At 68.5% G+C, this 16,029-nt stretch carries 13 protein-coding genes; 8 read left to right on the top strand and 5 right to left on the bottom strand.

The annotated features are described in order from the left end of the window. Positions 1-8: 8 nt before the first annotated feature. On the bottom strand, positions 9-842 hold the full coding sequence (locus BTH_RS10830; RefSeq protein ID WP_009894083.1) for a DMT family transporter: 834 nt from the start codon (positions 840-842) through the stop codon (positions 9-11). 207 nt (positions 843-1,049) lie between these two features. Between BTH_RS10830 and selD the strand changes: the two genes are divergently transcribed. Continuing rightward, positions 1,050-2,114, top strand: coding sequence for a selenide, water dikinase SelD (selD, locus tag BTH_RS10825; protein ID WP_009894080.1), 1,065 nt, complete (start codon positions 1,050-1,052; stop codon positions 2,112-2,114). Positions 2,115-2,297: 183 nt separating this feature from the next. Here selD and BTH_RS10820 read toward each other — a convergent pair whose 3' ends face one another. Further along, positions 2,298-3,197 carry a LysR family transcriptional regulator gene (locus tag BTH_RS10820; RefSeq protein ID WP_038707774.1) on the bottom strand — a complete coding sequence of 300 codons (900 nt, stop codon included), beginning with the start codon at positions 3,195-3,197 and terminating at the stop codon, positions 2,298-2,300. Between the two features lie 115 nt (positions 3,198-3,312). On the opposite strand from BTH_RS10820, the gene BTH_RS10815 reads away from it, so the two are divergent. From BTH_RS10815 to BTH_RS10805, 3 genes are all read left to right on the top strand, one after another. After that, on the top strand, positions 3,313-3,498 hold the full coding sequence (locus tag BTH_RS10815) for a 4-oxalocrotonate tautomerase (RefSeq protein WP_009894077.1): 186 nt from the start codon (positions 3,313-3,315) through the stop codon (positions 3,496-3,498). 300 nt (positions 3,499-3,798) lie between these two features. After that, on the top strand, positions 3,799-4,122 hold the full coding sequence (locus BTH_RS10810) for a hypothetical protein (RefSeq protein ID WP_102815719.1): 324 nt from the start codon (positions 3,799-3,801) through the stop codon (positions 4,120-4,122). Positions 4,123-4,199: 77 nt separating this feature from the next. Then, positions 4,200-5,261: a purine-nucleoside phosphorylase gene (locus BTH_RS10805; protein ID WP_009894074.1), complete on the top strand. Its 1,062-nt coding sequence runs from the start codon at positions 4,200-4,202 to the stop codon at positions 5,259-5,261. A 203-nt stretch (positions 5,262-5,464) separates the two neighbouring features. Here BTH_RS10805 and BTH_RS10800 read toward each other — a convergent pair whose 3' ends face one another. From BTH_RS10800 to ceoR, 3 genes are all read right to left on the bottom strand, one after another. Beyond that, the gene (locus tag BTH_RS10800) at positions 5,465-5,758 is read right to left on the bottom strand and encodes a DUF4148 domain-containing protein (RefSeq protein WP_009894071.1); all 294 of its coding nucleotides are present in this window, start codon (positions 5,756-5,758) and stop codon (positions 5,465-5,467) included. A 669-nt stretch (positions 5,759-6,427) separates the two neighbouring features. After that, positions 6,428-7,185 (bottom strand): IS5 family transposase gene (locus tag BTH_RS33470; protein ID WP_099005207.1). Its coding sequence is split into 2 segments (ribosomal slippage): positions 6,428-6,870 and positions 6,870-7,185, totalling 759 coding nucleotides; the frame shifts between segments, so codons are not numbered across the junction. 49 nt (positions 7,186-7,234) lie between these two features. Further along, a complete protein-coding gene (ceoR, locus tag BTH_RS10785) occupies positions 7,235-8,239 on the bottom strand; it encodes a putative multidrug efflux transcriptional regulator CeoR (protein ID WP_009894068.1) in 1,005 nt (334 codons plus the stop codon). 188 nt (positions 8,240-8,427) lie between these two features. Here ceoR and BTH_RS10780 point away from each other — a divergent pair, with 188 nt between their 5' ends. From BTH_RS10780 to BTH_RS10765, 4 genes are all read left to right on the top strand, one after another. Further along, positions 8,428-9,282 carry an alpha/beta hydrolase gene (locus tag BTH_RS10780; RefSeq protein ID WP_009894067.1) on the top strand — a complete coding sequence of 285 codons (855 nt, stop codon included), beginning with the start codon at positions 8,428-8,430 and terminating at the stop codon, positions 9,280-9,282. Between the two features lie 49 nt (positions 9,283-9,331). Beyond that, positions 9,332-10,558 (top strand): efflux RND transporter periplasmic adaptor subunit, encoded by a 1,227-nt coding sequence (locus BTH_RS10775; RefSeq protein WP_009908092.1) that lies wholly within the window; start codon positions 9,332-9,334, stop codon positions 10,556-10,558. Positions 10,559-10,619: 61 nt separating this feature from the next. Beyond that, complete coding sequence (gene ceoB / locus BTH_RS10770; RefSeq protein WP_009908091.1) at positions 10,620-13,805, top strand: multidrug efflux RND transporter permease subunit CeoB; 3,186 nt, start codon at positions 10,620-10,622, stop codon at positions 13,803-13,805. 10 nt (positions 13,806-13,815) lie between these two features. After that, positions 13,816-15,348 carry an efflux transporter outer membrane subunit gene (locus BTH_RS10765; RefSeq protein ID WP_009894065.1) on the top strand — a complete coding sequence of 511 codons (1,533 nt, stop codon included), beginning with the start codon at positions 13,816-13,818 and terminating at the stop codon, positions 15,346-15,348. Positions 15,349-16,029: the final 681 nt, after the last annotated feature.

Raw genomic sequence — 16,029 nt, 5'->3', positions numbered from 1 at the left:
GCGCCGCGTCACATCCGGATCAGCATCGCGCCCGCGACGACGAGCGCGCACGCGGCGAGCCGGCGCGCGTTGGGCGGCTCGCGCAATGCGAACCAGCCGATCGCGACGGCGAAGATCGAACTCGTCTCGCGCAGCGCGGACACGGTCGCCACCGGCAGATGCCGGTACGCGACGATCGCGATCGCATAGGCGGCGAGCGACAGCGTGCCGGCGACGAGCCCGCGCGACACGGCCGCACGCGGGCCGGCGATCGCGCGCCAGCCGCGCAGCCGGCAGATCAGCGCGAACTGCGGCAGGTTCCACAGCAGGTACACCCACGCGACGTACGCGAGCGGATCGCCGGCGAGGCGCACGCCGCGGCCGTCGACGACCGAGTACGCGGCGATGAAGAGGCCCGTGACGATCGCGTACGGCACGCCTTCGCCGGAGAGCCGGAAGCCGCGTCTGAACGCGAGCGACGCGATCCCAAGCGACACGAACGCGATGCCGGCGAGCGCGAACGGCGTCGGCCGCTCGCCGAGCGCGACGAGCGCGAGCGCGCAGACGACGAGCGGCGACAGCCCGCGCGCGATCGGATAGATCTGGCTGAATTCGCCGCTGCGGTATGCGCGCAGCAGCGCCGCGCAGTAGCCGAGCTCGAGCAGCGCGGAGGCGGCGGCGTACGGCCACGCTTCGGCGGGCGGCGGCGGCAGCGCGAGCGCACCCGCCGCGCCGGCGAGCAGATACGGGATCGACATCGTGCCGAGTTGCGCGACGCGGTCTTCGCTCACGTGCAGGAACGCGTTCCACGTGGCGTGCAGCAGCGCGGAGAACAACACGAGCAGGACGAACAGTTGGTCCATCGATGCGAGAGGAGGTGACGGACAGCGGCGGGCCGGCAAGCGCACGATTATCGCCGCGTTCCGGATTTCGCGCCGGCTCGCGCCGGCTCGCGCACGCCGTGCGTGCGCCGTTCCGAAGCCGGGCACGGTGCGGGCACGGCGCAATCGCGCGCAATCGCGCGCCGGATTGTCGATAATAGAGCGTTCTGTCCTCTATCGGATTTGGCGATGACCGAGACCAAGCAAACCGACGCGGCGCCGCCGCGCCTCACGAGCCTGTCGCACGGCGGCGGCTGCGGCTGCAAGATCGCGCCCGGCGTGCTGTCGGATCTGCTCAGGCGCAACGCGCCGCCCGCGCTCTTTCCCGACCTGCTCGTCGGCACCGAGACGTCCGACGATGCGGCCGTCTACCGGCTGAACGACGAGCAGGCGATCGTCGCGACCACCGATTTCTTCATGCCGATCGTCGACGACCCGTTCGACTTCGGCCGCATCGCCGCGACGAACGCGCTGTCCGACGTCTACGCGATGGGCGGCAAGCCGATCCTCGCGCTCGCGCTCGTCGGCATGCCGATCAACGTGCTGCCGCACGAGACGATCGCCGCGGTGCTGCGCGGCGGCGAGGCGGTGTGCGCGGACGCGGGCATTCCCGTGGCGGGCGGCCATTCGATCGATTCCGTCGAGCCGATCTACGGGCTCGCGGCGCTTGGCGTCGTCCATCCGTCGCGCGTGAAGCGCAACGCGGCCGCGCGTGCGGGCGACGTGCTCGTGCTCGGCAAGCCGCTCGGCGTCGGCGTGCTGTCCGCCGCGCTGAAGAAGGGCCGGCTCGATGCGCAAGGCTACGCGCAGATGATCGCGACGACGACGAAGCTCAATCGGCCGGGCACGGCGCTCGCCGCGCTGCCGGGCGTGCATGCGCTGACCGACGTGACGGGCTTCGGCCTGCTCGGCCACACGCTCGAGATCGCGCGCGGCGCGGGGCTGACCGCGCGCGTGCGCTACGGTGCGTTGCCGTGGCTCGCGGGCGTCGAGGCGTTCGCGGCCGACGGCGTGTTCACCGGCGCGTCCGGCCGCAACTGGGCCGCATACGGCCACGACGTGCGGCTGCGCGACGGCCTGCCCGCTGTCGCGCAGGCGCTGCTGACCGATCCGCAGACCTCGGGCGGGCTGCTCGTCGCGTGCGCGCCCGACGCGCTCGACGATGTGCTCGCCTGCTTCGCCGACGACGGCTTCGACCACGCCGCGGTGATCGGCGAAGTGATCGACGGGCCGGCGCGCGTCGACGTGAGCTGACGCGCGCGCGCCGCGCGGCGGCGGCGCGCAGGCGCATCGTGCGGTGCGGGTTCGAGCGACGCCATGCGTTCGCGTGCGCTTGCGTGGCGGCGGCCGCGGCGCGACTCGCTCGATGGCGGCCCCCCCTTGTTCAAGCGCTGCCCGCTCGCGCACACGCGGCTCGCCGGCGAGCAAGCGCGCGCATCAACGCTTGTCGCGTTCGCCGAATTGCGCCAGCAGGAAATCGATCGCGCTGCGCAGCTTGGCCGTCGGGCGGCGGTCCTGCGCGTAGACGAGATACATCGGCGACGGCGCGAGCGACCACGCGGGCAGCACGGGCACGAGGCGGCCCGCGGCGAGGTCGCCCGTCAGCACGGCCTGCGGCTGCAGCACGATGCCGAGGCCCTGCAGCGCGGCGACGCGCAACGCGTCGCCGTGGTTCGCCGTGAAGCCGCCACGCACCGCGACGTCGCGAACTTCGCCGCGCGGCCCGACGAGACGCCAGCGATCCCGGCGTCGCCAGTACGACAGCCCCAGGCACACATGCTCGGACAACTGCTCGGGGCGCTTCGGCGTGCCGTGCCGGGCGAGGTAGGCGGGCGCGGCCGCGAGTTGCCGGCGGTAGGGCTTCAGCGGCCGCGCGACGAGGCCCGGCGCGTCGATTTCGCCGATATGGACGCCCAGTTCGAAATCGCCCTGCCAGAAGCGCGGCGGATCGTTGTCGAGCGTCAGGTCGACGCGGACCTGCGGATGCAGCGCCATGTATTCGGCGAGCGCGGGCACGAGGCTATAGCTGCCGAACCCCACCGGCGCGACGATGCGCAGCACGCCGCTCGGCGTCGCGTGCAGCTCGGCCGCGCTGCTTTCGGCCAGTTCGACTTCCGCCAGCGCGCGCCGGCAGCGCTCGAAATAGAGCTGCCCGACGTCGGACAACTGTTGCCGACGCGTCGTGCGATGAAGCAGCCGCGCGCCGAGACGCGCTTCGATCGCCTGGATGCGCTTGGCCACCATCGTCGCGGACACTTGGCTCGCTTCGGCCGCGGCGGCGAAGCTGCCGCATTCGACCACCCGCACGAACATTTCCATATCGGCGAGGACGTTCACGATTGACAACCTTCAGGTTGGGAGTGCCGTGAATTGTCGCATGTTTATTTGCGGTGCCTTTAAGGCCATCCTGTCGCTTCACCCCGGTCCGGGGGAACTCCGACAAGGAATGGCGATGCCGACAATACACCTGGAAATGCATCCTGGCCGCACGCTCGAACAGAAGCGCGCGTTCGTGACCGAAGTGACGCGCGTCACGGCGGAAACGTTGAACTGCCCCGTCGAGAGCGTCGACATCGTCATCACCGAGGTGCCGCGCGACGCGTGGGCGAAGGCGGGCAAGCTGGTCTCGGATCGATGAGCTTGCGCGCCGCGCGCGGGGCCGGCCGGTTGCGTCGTGCCCGTCGCGCGCTCGCATGCCGCGCCACGCCATCGAGCCGTCGCCGCGACGTTCGACGCGCAAGCGCGCTGATCGCTTGTCGCCGGGCATCGCAATGACGCGCGATGCCCGGTGACGGCGGCGAGCCCGCGCGGCGCGATGCGTTCGTCCGCGAACGGCGCACGAGTATTCGCAGCCCGCCCCGGCGCCCGGAGATCGCTCGGGCGGCGTCGGATCGCGCCGGGAGCACGCGTGCGCCGCTGCAGGCGGGCGCCTTGCTTCGTGTGCTCGCCCATTCCACTGAGAGACTTCCTGTTCGGCTCGGCGATCGCGCTGTCGATCCGCCCCGTCGCGCCGATCGTCGCGCGTCGCGCGTCGCGCGATGCGCGCGGGCGTCGCCGGCGGGCCGCATCCGTCACGCATTGGCCGTCGCGCGCGCCCGCGGTGCCTGCCGGCAGCGTCGCCGGACAACTCGTGTTCTCGCTCCGCGGCGCCGCGCTCAGGCGTGTTGTCCGTTCGGCGCGCCGGCTCGCGGCGCCGCGGATCGCCGCCGCCGTCGGCATCGCCGTGCCCGCATACGGCGCCGCCGCATTTGCTCACGTCTGAATATTGACGTCCTTTATACTGCTCGCGCAGTCTCCGAACGCCGTTCTCATCGAACTCATTTTTAATAAGGAACGCTAATGCTGACTCGCTCGTTACTTTCCGCAGCCGTGTTTTCGCTCGCCGCTTGCGCGATGGCGCCGTCCGTCGCGCAGAACAACGGCGACGCGTTCGCCGAAGCCGGTGCCCAGGGCCGCCCGGTGAAGGTGATGATCATCTCGATGTTCGGTCCGGAGGGCCAGGCGTGGCTCGACCGTCTCGGCCCGTGGAAGGACATCGCGGTGCCCGGCCTGTCGCCCGACTATCCGGACGTGCATTGCAACAAGCAGGACGTGTGCGTCGTCACGACGGGCATGGGCTATGCGAACGCGGCGTCGACGATCATGGCGCTCACGTTCTCGCGCCGCTTCGATCTGCGGCAGACATACTTCCTGATCTCGGGCATCGCGGGCGTCGATCCGGCGCGCGGCACGCTCGGCACCGCCGCGTGGGCGAAGTACCTCGTCGACTTCGGCCTGCAATGGGAGCTCGACGCGCGCGAGATTCCCGCAGGCTGGAACACCGGCTATCTCGGCATCAACACGAAGGGCCCGACCGACAAGCCGCCGCTCGACTACCGCACCGAAGTGTTTCAGTTGAACGGCAAGCTCGCGGACGCCGCGTATGCGCTGTCTCGCAACGTGCAGCTCGCCGACAGCGCGCAGGCGCAAGCCGCGCGCGCGAAGTTCAACGATGCGCCCGCGAACCAGCCGCCCGTCGTGACCCGTTGCGACACGTCGTCGGGCAATACGTGGTTTTCCGGCACGCTGCTCGGCGAACGCGCGCGCCAGTGGACGAAGCTCCTCACCGACAACAAGGGCACGTATTGCATGACCGCGCAGGAAGACAACGCAACGTTCGAGGCGCTCAAGCGCGCGGCGAGCGTGCATCGCGTCGACCTGAATCGCGTCGCGGTGCTGCGTACCGGCTCGGACTTCGATCGCCCGTATCAAGGCCAGACGAGCGTCGACAATCTGCTGAACTACGCGGACCAGGGCGGCTTCCCGCTCGCGACCGAGAACCTGTATCGCGCGGGCAATCCGCTCGTGCAGGACATCGTCACGCACTGGAGCGAATGGAAGGGCGGCGTGCCGCGCCGTTGACGGAGCGGCGCGCGCGCGGCGCGTGCCGATCAGCGCGACGGCGCGCTCGAACGGAACGGTTTCCAGACGGGCGCGCTGTCGTCCCAGTGATCGAGTTGCGATGGAATCGGGCTGTTCATGATCGTGATCTCACGCTGACGAATGAAGCGGCTGCATGCGGGACGGCGCGCCGCGCATCGGTTTCGATGCGCGGCGCGTTGCGTTTACCGGCCCGCGCCCGCGAGCTGGTTCGCGTCGGGGTCCGGGCGGTACGGGCGCTGCGCGACGAGCTCGGCGCCGGGCGGCGCATACGACATCGACTTGCGCAGCGCGGCGAGCGTGCCGTCGCGCCGTGCCTGTTCGAGTTCGGCGCGGACTGCGGCGCGCGTGCGGGTGCCGTGGCCGTGCCAAGACGTATCGCCGTAGCTGCCCGCAGGGCCGATCCCGCCGTCGGCGAATGCCGGCGCGGCAACGGCGAGCGCGATGGCGGCGACGGCGAGAAGACTGCTGCGTTTCATGATGTGACTCCTGTCGATTCGATGCGCACGTCACGAAACGGTGCGCGACAGGCTGTACTTTAGGAGCGTGCGCCGAGGCGATAAATGGCGATGTCGCGAATTGAATTGTCGCGAGGATGGAACAATCGGAGTCCATGATGCCGGCGGGGTCGTGGGTTCGCGCGCGCGAACGGGCTGAGCGACGGCGCGCGACGCACAGCCGTGCCGAATGCGGAATGCGAACGCGGCAGTCGAAGGCTCTTCGTTCGAGGTCGACACGCCGTGCTCATGCGCGCACATGCGCCGCGTCGCATCGCGCGTGCGTTTCGATCGGATGGGCGCGCCGCGACGTCGACGAGGCGATCGCATCGGCAAGCGCACTTCGCAAGCGTCGGACGCAACGTCTCGCATCATCGAGGCCGGTCCCGTTCATGCGAAGCCGCAAGACGTTCGGCGAACGACGGCAGGCGATTGGCGCATGCCGACGCATGTCCGCCGCGAATTGGAAGAGTGAGTGGCGTACGCCGCGATTTGTTCGCGGCGTACGCGCGCCGATTGGGGCGACGCAGTGCCGCCGACGACGCCTGTTGCGCGGCGGCGCTTGCACGCCGCCCCTGAGAACGTATGACGGACCAACGAATGCGCGTGGCATCCGCGCGCATCCGCCCGCGCGACTAGGGCGTGTTCACACTATCGAAGGGCTTCGATAATCAGGGCGAAGTTGATAAAGGCAATGAACATCAAGTCGAGTTTGTCGAAGCGCGAGAAGATGCGACGAAAACCCTTCAATCGACGGAACAGCCGCTCGACTTCGTTACGACGCTTGTACATTTCCCGGTCGTATTCCCAAGGCTCGACGCGCGTACTCAACGGAGGGACGACCGGGATGAAGCCGAGATCGAGCGCGAGTTGTCGGGTTTCGTTACCTTCGTACGCCTTGTCCATCAGCAGGTGCAGCGGCCGATTCGGCGGCCCCAGGCGTTCGAGCAGTGCACGTCCCTGCGGCGCATCGCCGGCTTGACCGGGCGACAGTGCGAACGTTATGGCTGTTCGAGCATCCGCGGCAACCATATGAATCTTGGTTGTCCATCCTCCGCGAGACTTGCCGATGGCTTGAGGTCCATTTTTTTTAACGCACCGGTGCCGTCAGGATGAACCTTCACGATCGTGCTATCCAGCGATACCGCTTCAATCCGAACGCGAATGATCTGCGCGCGCTGCAACTCCGTGAACACTCGGTCCAGTACACCGTTGCGAGACCAACGGTTCATGCGCGTGTAGATCGTGTGCCAGCGGCCGAAACGTGGTGGCAGGCCGCGCCATTTACATCCGTGCTCGGCCACATAAAGGATCGCGTTGAGCACTTGCAGGTTCGACAGGCTCACATTGCCACGCTGTCGCGGCAGGCAATGTTCGATCTGCTTGAATTGGGCTTCGGAGATTTCCATCTCCGAAGCATAACCTCAAACTAATGTAGTGTGAACACGCCCTAACCGCTCAGGCCACCCATTCGTTCAACACCGGTGTGTCGAGCGACGGCGCGCGCTCGGCTTCCTCGAACGTGCGCTTGCTGCACGTCGCATCGAGCCCCTTGCGGCCGCTCAGCAGCGGGCAGCGCTCGAAGATCTCGGCGACCCAGTCGACGAACACGCGCACCTTCGGCGACAGATGCCGGCTGTGCGGATAGACGACCGAAATCGGCATCGGCAGCGGCTTGTAGCCCGGCAGCACCTCCTTGAGCGTGCCGTTGCGCAGGTGCGGCAACACCATGAAGAGCGGCGGCTGGATCAGCCCGAAGCCTTCGATCCCGCAGGTCACGTACGCGTCCGCGTCGTTGACCGACACGAGCCCGTTCATCTTCACCTCGACTTCCTTGCCGTCGATCAGGAACGCCCATTCGATCGTGCGCCCGGTGCGGCTCGAGAAGTAGTTGACGGCCTTGTGCTGCGCGAGCGCCTCGATCGTCTGCGGCTCGCCGTACTTCTCGAGATACGCGGGCGACGCGACGGTCGTGCCCTCGAACAGCCCGACCCGGCGCGCGACGAGCGACGAATCCTGCAGCGCGCCGACGCGGATCACGCAGTCGATGCCTTCCTGCAGCAGATCGACCGGCCGGTCCGACAGGCCGAGCTGCAGATCGATATCCGGGTAGCGCGAATGGAATTCGCACAGAGAAGGGATCACGATCAGGCGTCCGATCGAGCCCGGCATGTCGACCCGCAGTTTGCCGTGCGGTTTTCGGTTGTTGGACTGGAAGCTCGCCTCGGTTTCCTCGACGTCCGCGAGAATCCGCACGCAGCGCTCGTAGTACGCGGCGCCGTCGGGCGTGAGCGACAGCCGGCGCGTCGTCCGGTGCATCAGCCGCACGCCGAGGAAAGCCTCCAGATTCTGAATGATCGTCGTCACCGACGCGCGGGGCAGGCCGAGCGTCTCGGCCGCTTTGGTAAAGCTGTTCGTATCGACGACGCGCGTAAACACCTGCATGGCCTGCAGCCGGTCCATTACTTTACCTCCGCGATATTTGCACCCCGAACAGATGCAGGCCGCGACACCGGAGAAGGCGACGCAGCCGACGATTGTTCAGGGGGCGTGAATTGTGTTGCCGGATTATAGGCATTTATCCCGATGTCTGCCGGACCCAGAATTCGATCCATCTCGCAATGGACGCGCGACGCCGCGCAACACAGGTCATGGACGCATTCGATTTCCGCAGCCAAATCCCCGGCACGAGCGCTGAAAGCGCACGCGTGCGGCCGGCGCTCGCGGTGTCGGACGTCGTGATCGGCGGCTACGCGCAGGACATCGTGCTGCGCCTCTATCGCCGCCCCGACAAGTCCGCGCTGCCCGTCGTGCTTTACTTCCACGGCGGCGGCTTCGTGCGCGGCGCGCTCGACGACGCCGAGCGCGCCGCGCGCCATCTCGCCGAGCACGTGCCGGCGCTCGTCGTGTCGGTCGATTATTCGCTTGCGCCGCGGCATCCGTTTCCGGCCGCGCCGGAGGACGCGTACTGCGCGGCGCGCTGGGTCGAGGCCCGCGCGCGCGCGTTCGGCGGCAATCCGCGCAAGATCGGCGTGGCGGGGCACGACGCGGGCGGCCAGCTCGCGAATTGCCTCGCGTTCATCGCGCGCGACCGCGGCGAGATCCGCATCGCCGCGCAGGTGCTGATCGGCCCGATGCTCGATCCGAGCCTGACGCGGCTCGCCGACGCGACGCGTCTCGCGTCGTCCGACACGACCGCGCAGGAGTGCGCCGCGTGCTACCGCGCATACCTGCCGCAGCCGTCGCAGCGGATGCATCCGTATGCGGCGCCGCTCGAATCGGCGCGCCTCGCGGGGCTGCCGCCGACGCTCGTCGCGACCGCGCAGAACGACGTGCTGCACGTCGAGGCGGAAAAGTACGCGAGCCGTCTGATCGACGCGGGCGTGCCGACACAGGTGGTCCGCTACCGGGACGTGTCGCATGCGGCGCTCGCCGACCACACGGGCGCGCTCGAAGAGGCGGCGCGCTTCTTCCAGTTGCGCTTCAGCTCGGGTTCGCCGGGCTGACGCCGATTTCATCCGAATCCAGAACAACCGACAACTTGGGGGTTTTTTCATGGCTATCTTGCGTACTTCCCGTTCGCGGATCGCGGCCGCGACGTTCGCGGTCGTCGTCATCGCGGGCCTCGGCGCGTTCGGCGCGATCCGCGTGAACGCGAGCGCGCCGGAGAAATCGGCGGCGCCGCTGCCGGAGGTCGACGTCGCGACCGTGCTGTCGAAGACGATCACCGACTGGCAGTCCTACTCGGGCCGCCTCGAGGCGGTCGAGAAGGTCGACGTGCGTCCGCTCGTGTCCGGCACGATCGTGTCGGTGAACTTCAAGGACGGCGCGCTCGTGAAGAAGGGTGACGTGCTGTTCGTGATCGATCCGCGTCCGTATCAGGCCGAGGTCGATCGCGCGGCCGCGCAGCTCGCCGCCGCGCAGGCCCGCAACGGCTACGCGCAGAGCGACTGGCAGCGCGCGCAACGCCTGATCGGCGACAACGCGATCGCCAAGCGCGACTACGACGAGAAGCAGAACGCCGCGCGCGAGGCATCGGCGAACCTGAAGGCGGCGCAGGCCGCGCTCGAGACCGCACGCATCAACCTCGGCTACACGCGGATCACCGCGCCCGTGTCGGGCCGCGTGTCGCGCGCGGAGATCACGCTCGGCAACGTCGTGTCGGCGGGCGCGTCGGCCGCGCCGCTCACGACGCTCGTATCGGTGTCGCCGATCTACGCGTCGTTCGACGCGGACGAGCAGACGTATCTGCGATACATCGGCGGCGCGAAGGATGGCCGCAAGGTGCCCGTCGAGCTCGGCCTCGCGAACGAGAGCGGCTACTCGCGGCAGGGCGTGATCGATTCGGTCGACAACCGGCTCGACACGTCGTCCGGCACGATCCGCGTGCGCGCGCGCTTCGACAACGCGGACGGCTCGCTCGTGCCCGGCCTCTACGCGCGCGTGAAGGTGGGCGGCAGCGCGCCGCATCCGGCGCTTCTCATCGACGACGCGGCGATCAACACCGATCAGGACAAGAAGTTCGTGTTCGTCGTCGACCAGCAGGGCCGCGTGTCGTATCGCGAAGTGCAGCTCGGCGCGCAGCACGGCAATCAGCGCGTGATCGCGGGCGGCCTCGCGGCGGGCGACCGGATCGTCGTGAACGGCACGCAGCGCGTGCGCCCGGGCGAGCAGGTGAAGCCGCATCTCGTGCCGATGACGGGCGGCGACGACGCCGCCGCGACGCCGGTGGCGGGCGGCGTGCAGCGTCCGCAGGGCGCGCCGGGCAACGCGCGCGCATGACGCCCGAACGCTTTCGACGAGCGTTCGCCGCGCCAGCGCGCCCAATCAGATAGAGCCTTCCATGAACATATCGAAATTCTTCATCGATCGACCGATCTTCGCAGGGGTGCTGTCGGTCGTCATCCTGCTCGCCGGGATGATCGCGATGTTCCTGCTGCCGATTTCCGAATACCCGGAAGTCGTGCCGCCGTCCGTGATCGTCAAGGCGCAGTACCCGGGCGCGAACCCGAAGGTGATCGCCGAGACGGTGGCGTCGCCGCTCGAGGAGCAGATCAACGGCGTCGAGGACATGCTGTACATGCAGTCGCAGGCGAACAGCGACGGCAACATGACGATCACCGTCACGTTCAAGCTCGGCACCGATCCGGACAAGGCGACGCAGCTCGTGCAGAACCGCGTGAACCAGGCGCTGCCGCGCCTGCCGGAAGACGTGCAGCGGCTCGGGATCACGACGGTCAAGAGCTCGCCGACGCTCACGATGGTCGTGCACCTGATCTCGCCGAACGACAGCTACGACATGACGTATCTGCGCAACTACGCGCTCATCAACGTGAAGGATCGCCTGTCGCGCATCCAGGGCGTCGGCCAGGTGCAGCTCTGGGGCGCGGGCGATTACGCGATGCGCGTGTGGCTCGATCCGCAGAAGGTCGCGCAGCGCAACCTGACGGCCGACGACGTCGTGCGCGCGATCCGCGAGCAGAACGTGCAGGTCGCCGCCGGCGTGATCGGCGCGTCGCCGACGCTGCCGGGCACGCCGCTGCAACTGTCGGTGAACGCGCGCGGGCGCCTGCAGAACGAGGACGAGTTCGGCGACATCGTCGTGAAGACGGCGCCGGACGGCGGCGTCACGCGCCTGCGCGACATCGCGCGAATCGAGCTCGACGCGTCCGAGTACGGGCTGCGCTCGCTGCTCGACAACAAGCCGGCCGTCGCGATGGCGATCAACCAGTCGCCGGGCGCGAACTCGCTCGCGATTTCCGACGAAGTGCGCAAGACGATGGCCGAGCTCAAGCAGGATTTCCCGGCGGGCGTCGACTACAAGATCGTCTATGACCCGACGCAGTTCGTGCGCTCGTCGATCAAGGCGGTCGTCCACACGCTGCTCGAGGCGATCGCGCTCGTCGTGATCGTCGTGATCGTGTTCCTGCAGACGTGGCGCGCCTCGATCATTCCGCTGATCGCGGTGCCGGTGTCGATCGTCGGCACCTTCTCGCTGCTGCTGCTGTTCGGCTATTCGATCAATGCGCTCTCGCTGTTCGGGATGGTGCTCGCGATCGGGATCGTCGTCGACGATGCGATCGTCGTCGTCGAGAACGTCGAGCGCAACATCGAGAACGGGCTCACCGCGCGCGCCGCCACCTACAAGGCGATGCAGGAGGTGAGCGGGCCGATCATCGCGATCGCGCTCACGCTCGTCGCCGTGTTCGTGCCGCTTGCGTTCATGTCCGGCTTGACGGGCCAGTTCTACAAGCAGTTCGCGATGACGATCGCGATCTCGACGGTGATCTCGGCGTTCAATTCGCTCACGCTGTCGCCCGCGCTGTCGGCGATCCTGCTCAAGGGCCACGGCGACAAGGAAGACTGGCTCACGCGCGTGATGAACCGCGTGCTCGGCGGCTTCTTCCGCGGCTTCAACAAGGTGTTCCATCGCGGCGCGGAGCACTACGGGCGCGGCGTGCGCGGCGTGCTGTCGAGAAAGGCGGTGATGCTCGGCGTGTATCTCGTGCTCGTCGGCGCGACCCTGATGGTCTCGAAGATCGTGCCGGGCGGCTTCGTGCCCGCGCAGGACAAGGAGTATCTGATCGCGTTCGCGCAGTTGCCGAACGGCGCGTCGCTCGACCGCACCGAGAAGGTGATCCGCGACATGGGCGCGATCGCGCTGAAGCAGCCGGGCGTCGAGAGCGCGGTGGCGTTCCCGGGGCTGTCGGTGAACGGCTTCACGAACAGCTCGAGCGCGGGCATCGTGTTCGTCACGCTGAAGCCGTTCGATCAGCGTCACGGCAAGGCGTTGTCGGCGGGCGCGATCGCGGGCGCGCTGAACCAGAAGTACGCGGCGATCAAGGATTCGTTCGTCGCGGTGTTCCCGCCGCCGCCCGTGCTCGGCCTCGGCACGCTGGGCGGCTTCAAGATGCAGATCGAGGATCGCGGCGCGGTGGGCTACGCGCGGCTCGCTGACGCCACGAACGACTTCATCAAGCGCGCGCAGCAGGCGCCCGAGCTGGGCCCGCTCTTCACGAGCTACCAGATCAACGTGCCGCAGCTGAACGTCGATCTCGACCGCGTGAAGGCCAAGCAGCTCGGCGTGAACGTGACCGACGTGTTCGACACGATGCAGATCTACCTCGGCTCGCTGTACGTGAACGACTTCAACCGCTTCGGCCGCGTCTATCAGGTGCGCGTGCAGGCGGACGCGCCGTTCCGCCAGCGCGCGGACGACATCCTGCAGTTGAAGACGCGCAACGCGGCGGGCGAGATGGTGCCGTTGTCGTCGCTCGTCACGGTGTCGCCGACGTTCGGGCCGGAGATGGTCGTGCGCTACAACGCGTACACGGCGGCCGACGTGAACGGCGGGCCTGCGCCCGGCTATTCGTCGGGCCAGGCGCAGGCGGCCGTCGAGCGGATCGCCGCGCAGACGCTGCCGCGCGGCGTGAAGTTCGAGTGGACCGATCTCACGTACCAGCAGATTCTGGCCGGCGATTCGGCGTTCTGGGTGTTCCCGATCAGCGTGCTGCTCGTGTTCCTCGTGCTCGCCGCGCTGTACGAAAGCCTGACGCTGCCGCTCGCGGTGATCCTCATCGTGCCGATGAGCATTCTGTCGGCGTTGACGGGCGTGTGGCTCACGCAGGGCGACAACAACATCTTCACGCAGATCGGCCTGATGGTGCTGGTGGGGCTGTCCGCGAAGAACGCGATCCTGATCGTCGAGTTCGCGCGCGAGCTCGAGCATGACGGCAAGACGCCGTTCGAGGCGGCCGTCGAGGCGAGCCGGCTGCGGCTGCGCCCGATCCTGATGACGTCGATCGCGTTCATCATGGGCGTCGTGCCGCTCGTGCTGTCGACGGGCGCGGGCGCGGAGATGCGCCACGCGATGGGCGTCGCGGTGTTCTTCGGGATGCTCGGCGTGACGCTGTTCGGCCTGATGCTGACGCCGGTGTTCTACGTGGTGCTGCGCACGCTCGCGGGCGGCAAGATTCACGTCGCGCAGAAGGATTCGGCGGGCTACGGCGTGCCGGCTCCGGACGCTTGAGGATAGAAAAATGAACAAGACCAACATCAACGAACGCATCGCGCGCGTCGCGAAGATCGCGGCGGCGAGCGGGCTGCTCGTCGCGCTGCTTGCCGCGTGCGCGGTCGGGCCCGACTACAGGCGGCCGGATGTCGCGACGCCCGCCGCGTTCAAGGAAGCGCCGGCGCTCGCGCCGGGCGAGCAGGCCGGCACGTGGAAGACGGCCGAGCCCGCCGACGACGCGCATCGCGGCGAATGGTGGCGCGTATTCGGCGATCCGGCGCTCGATGCGCTCGAAACGCAGGCGCTCGCCGCGAACCAGAACCTGAAGGCCGCGGCGGCGCGCGTCGAGCAGGCGCGCGCGGCGACCCGCGCCGCGCGCTCGCAGTGGTTCCCGCAAGTGGGCGTGGGCTTCGGGCCGACGCGCGAGGGGCTGTCGCCGGCGTCGCAGTTCCAGCCGCAGGGCAGCGGCCCGACGAACGCGACGCTCTGGCGCGCGCAGGGCACGGTGTCGTACGAGGCGGATCTGTTCGGCCGCGTCGGCCGCAACGTCGAAGCGTCGCGTGCGGACGAAGCGCAGAGCCAGGCGCTGTTCCGCTCGGTGCAGCTCGCGTTGCAGGCGGACGTCGCGCAGAACTACTTCGAGCTGCGCCGGCTCGATTCCGATCAGGATCTGTACCGCCGCACGGTCGAGCTGCGCGAGGAGGCGCTGAAGCTCGTGCAGCGGCGCTTCAGCGAAGGCGACATCAGCGAGCTCGACGTGTCGCGCGCGAAGAACGAGCTCGCGACCGCTCAGGCGGACTCGGTCGGCGTCGCACGGCGGCGCGCCGCGTCCGAGCACGCGCTCGCGATCCTGCTCGGCAAGGCGCCCGCTGATTTCTCGTTCAAGGAAACGCCGATCGTGCCGGTCGCGGTGCGCGTGCCGGCGGGGTTGCCGTCCGCGCTGCTCGAGCGGCGGCCGGACATCGCGGCGGCCGAGCGCGCGATGATGGCCGCGAACGCGCGCATCGGCCTGGCGAAGTCCGCGTATTTCCCGAAGCTCGACATCACGGGTTCGTTCGGCTATGAAGCGGCGACGCTCGGCAATCTGTTCCTGTGGTCGAGCCGCACGTTCCTGCTCGGACCGTTCGCGGGCACGGCGCTCACGCTGCCGATCTTCGACGGCGGACGCCGCAGCGCGGGCGTCGCGCAGGCGCGCGCGAAGTACGACGAGGAAGTCGCGAACTATCGGCAGCAGGTGCTCGTCGCGTTCCGCGAAGTGGAGGACAACCTCGCCGATCTGCGTTTGCTCGACGATCAGATCCGCGCGCAGAGCGATGCGGTCAACGCGTCGCGTCGCGCGGCGAAGCTGTCGCGCACGCAGTATCAGGAAGGCGCGGTCAGCTATCTCGAGGTGATCGACAGCGAGCGCTCGGTGCTCGAGTCGCAATTGCAGTCGAATCAGCTGACGGGCACGCAGGCGGTATCGACGGTCAACCTGATTCGCGCGCTCGGCGGCGGTTGGGGAAACGACGTGGCCGTCGGTTCGCGCGAGCCGAACAAGCAGGACGTCGCGGCACGTTGAGCGCGCGGCGGCGGTGCCGCGTTTTCGCGGGCCGCCGCCGCGGCGATGCTCCGTCGCATGCGCTGCCGAAAGCGCGCGAGAGCAGGACGGCGCGCCTTCGGGTATGCGGATGCCGCCCGCGAGCTTTGGTGCTGGCGGAGTCGGGCGCGCCAGTGCCATGACGTGCGGGAACCGAACAGCCTGGGAATTAGAGAGTCGGAGCCTGAGAGCCTGAGAGCCGCGCGGACGCGACGGGCGCAAGCATGCTGCGCCCGTCGCGTGACGGGCGGCACTCGCGATGAATGCGCGGAGCGTGCGGCCGTCGCTGCGCATCGGCGGCGCGCAAACGGCGTGCGGGCCGAATCGACCGGGAAGGCATGCTGCAGCGCGATTTCTGTTTCGCGCGCAGCGGTCCCGACTTACACTTGGCAGCGGCGCATGAGACGGCTGATTGCCGTTTCGTTGCGCCGCTGGTCCGGCAATAAAAAGCGCAGTCCCAGCGTGGGGCGACAGGGACTGCGTAACCGCCTGCATCCGAGGGCCAGAAATACTCGCAGACGGAACTACAATCGCGCGAGCGGTGTCATGCGAGGCGGCTGCCGTGCGTGCTTCCGCACGCACGGCGTGCCGCACCCACCAAACCGCCGAGCATCACGCTCGCAAAAAACTGTCCCGCAAAAACGTTCTGCATCGGCCGGTGCG

It is taken from the genome of Burkholderia thailandensis E264 (genome assembly GCF_000012365.1).
GTDB lineage: Bacteria > Pseudomonadota > Gammaproteobacteria > Burkholderiales > Burkholderiaceae > Burkholderia > Burkholderia thailandensis.
This window is presented reverse-complemented; position numbering and strand designations above follow the sequence as displayed.

Coding starts and splice junctions, on each gene's coding strand:
- BTH_RS10780 (WP_009894067.1), top strand. CDS start 8,428: ATGGACGCATTCGATTTCCGCAGCCAAATCCCCGGCACGAGCGCTGAA.
- BTH_RS10800 (WP_009894071.1), bottom strand. CDS start 5,758: ATGAAACGCAGCAGTCTTCTCGCCGTCGCCGCCATCGCGCTCGCCGTT.
- BTH_RS10815 (WP_009894077.1), top strand. CDS start 3,313: ATGCCGACAATACACCTGGAAATGCATCCTGGCCGCACGCTCGAACAG.
- BTH_RS10830 (WP_009894083.1), bottom strand. CDS start 842: ATGGACCAACTGTTCGTCCTGCTCGTGTTGTTCTCCGCGCTGCTGCAC.
- BTH_RS10775 (WP_009908092.1), top strand. CDS start 9,332: ATGGCTATCTTGCGTACTTCCCGTTCGCGGATCGCGGCCGCGACGTTC.
- ceoB (WP_009908091.1), top strand. CDS start 10,620: ATGAACATATCGAAATTCTTCATCGATCGACCGATCTTCGCAGGGGTG.
- ceoR (WP_009894068.1), bottom strand. CDS start 8,239: ATGGACCGGCTGCAGGCCATGCAGGTGTTTACGCGCGTCGTCGATACG.
- BTH_RS10805 (WP_009894074.1), top strand. CDS start 4,200: ATGCTGACTCGCTCGTTACTTTCCGCAGCCGTGTTTTCGCTCGCCGCT.
- selD (WP_009894080.1), top strand. CDS start 1,050: ATGACCGAGACCAAGCAAACCGACGCGGCGCCGCCGCGCCTCACGAGC.
- BTH_RS10765 (WP_009894065.1), top strand. CDS start 13,816: ATGAACAAGACCAACATCAACGAACGCATCGCGCGCGTCGCGAAGATC.